The sequence below is a fragment of the Waterburya sp. genome (genome assembly GCF_058530065.1).
In genome coordinates this window covers 1-2,192 of record NZ_JBZNBU010000376.1, presented here as the reverse complement: position 1 = coordinate 2,192, position 2,192 = coordinate 1, and the positions used below count along the sequence as shown (strand labels likewise).

The following is a 2,192-nucleotide window of genomic DNA, read 5'->3' as shown; positions in this document are numbered from 1 at the left end:
GCAGGTAGTAGGTAGTAGCACCTAATCCCCCCGTCTCTTAGTCCCGTCTTCGCGGGATAATATCTCCTAGTCACCCAGTCTCCCCGTCTCCCAAATGTGTAACTAATTCTGCTTAGGTACTTACATTGTAATTAGCTACACTTTTCTTTGTCTCTCAGTCCCCCCATTCGTCCCCCCATACGAGGGCAAGCCGTCAGGGCGGGATAATTAAGGGTAAACCGTCAAGCGGGATAATATCTCCTCATCTCCTAGTCATCAAAAGTTCTCTTTATCTCGACTTTATAAACGACCCTATCTTGTTAAAGACTTTGTTAAGTGCAAGCTCTCTGAAGTTTGACGAAATCAAAAAAGTGTAATCTTTTGAATGGAGGAGTAAAAAACAAGTCAATATTTTGTCTTTTCTGATTTTGTATTGCAATACAGGCAATATCTAATTCCTTATTTAATAAAGGTTTTTAAATAATTTTATTAATAATTTACTTGGTTAGTTAATTTTCCTATGGATAAACCATAGAGATGGAAAAAACATTTAATTAATACTTAGCTATAGCGAATTACATCATGTCATTTCAATCGCCCCAAGCTCTAAATAACCTAGTCCCAATTAAAAACCATCATTCTAAAACTATAGTTTTTATAGATACTAGCCTTACCAATTGGACGAGTCTTATTCAGAAGGTCGCAGTTACAGCTAGAGTTATTATTATTGGCTCAGAAGATGATGGAATCAAAGAAATTAGTGAAATACTTAAGCAAAGTAATTGCTGGGAACTTCATATTTTTTCATCGGGTTTACCTGGCTGTATTTATCTAGGTAATAGCGAACTTAGTTTCAATACTCTGAATACTTATAGTTTAGAAATGAGCCAATGGTTTATTAAAAACAAATCGGTTGATTTGGTCAAATTGCCTCGTATTTTTATACACGGTCATAACTTGGCAGTAGGAGATGTAGGAGAAGAATTCACTGCCAAACTCAATCAAATCACAGGAGCGCAAATTTCAATTATTAACAACCTGTTAGGACAGGGGATTTTTATCTAGTTTTCACGCCTCAGAAACTTTTTCCTCTCAAGGACTAGCGACCCCTCCTAAATCAAAGATTTGGGATATTGGTTCGCAATAGCCATTTAACCTTAAGACACTACCAAGCAATTATCTATCCACTCCCAAAAATTGCCCGAAAGCAACAACTGAACTAGGAGGATTTGGTCTAACTTACGGTTTCTAGTCAGGGGATTTTGACATTAAGTACTTGTTTTCTGTCAATCATGTGGCAATAAATTTTTAAATTTATTAATATAAATACATAAACTAAGTAAACAACAAATAGAGGTCAAAACTGATGGAAAACCAAGGAAACAAATTCGGCTTTACTCAATTTGCAGAAAATTGGAACGGTCGTTTACCTATGCTAGGGTTTATTATTGCAGTAGCTACTGAATACTTTACTGGTCAAGGAATTCTCGGTCAGTTGGGTATAATGTAGGAAGCAATTTTTATCTAGTTTCTAAACCATAATTGCACTCATAAATTTAACACATTCTAATTATTGAGAGAGTCAAGTATTGCTATGTTTTTACTTGACTCTCTTTAGTTAATAGGTAAATAAATTATTTAAGAGTTCCAAATTAGTCTCAAATATTGATATTTTTTATTGCGAAAAGGACGAGGAAAGCGATCGCCGAAGTAATAGAATCGCCACTTATCTTCAGCACAAACTCAAAGAAACAGAGCAAAATATTGCCAATAAAATCAAATATCTCTAAGCGGTAGATACTTCGAGTAGTACATTGCGATCGCATTTTGTTTAACCCAGTACAGCATTGATAATCTTTTTTTTATTGCCACCAGTTGTGGCATATTGTAGTTAGTGTTTTAGTTGCTCTACACTTTCCTGCACTTCTACCTTAAATTTATTTCTCATTTTTTGACATCATTTAGTGATTATTAATTTAGTGCATCTTGATGGAGAATTAGGATGGGTTTATCTGTTATATCTATTCAAAAAATAAACTTGAATTCAGCTTCTTGATAGAAACTTAATTAAATTTTGAGCCAGAGCAGTCAAGTAGCATAAAAACATAATTATAGTGCGATCGCGATCGCACTTTTTTTTGTCCGAGATCCTATGAGTTGACGTATTTGTAGTAGATCATACATACAAGAAGATATCAGACCCAAAAATCTAG

General features: G+C 34.6%; 2 protein-coding genes. Both read left to right on the top strand.

All coding sequences use genetic code 11. The annotated features are described in order from the left end of the window. The first annotated feature begins 561 nt into the window (after positions 1-561). Complete coding sequence (locus AC33VI_RS22385; RefSeq protein ID WP_491784478.1) at positions 562-1,044, top strand: DUF4347 domain-containing protein; 483 nt, start codon at positions 562-564, stop codon at positions 1,042-1,044. Between the two features lie 301 nt (positions 1,045-1,345). Then, positions 1,346-1,489: a high light inducible protein gene (locus AC33VI_RS22380; protein WP_491784477.1), complete on the top strand. Its 144-nt coding sequence runs from the start codon at positions 1,346-1,348 to the stop codon at positions 1,487-1,489. Positions 1,490-2,192: the final 703 nt, after the last annotated feature.

Excerpts from the sequence above, each read along its gene's own strand:
- AC33VI_RS22385 (WP_491784478.1), top strand. The coding sequence starts at position 562 with ATGTCATTTCAATCGCCCCAAGCTCTAAATAACCTAGTCCCAATTAAA.
- AC33VI_RS22380 (WP_491784477.1), top strand. The coding sequence starts at position 1,346 with ATGGAAAACCAAGGAAACAAATTCGGCTTTACTCAATTTGCAGAAAAT.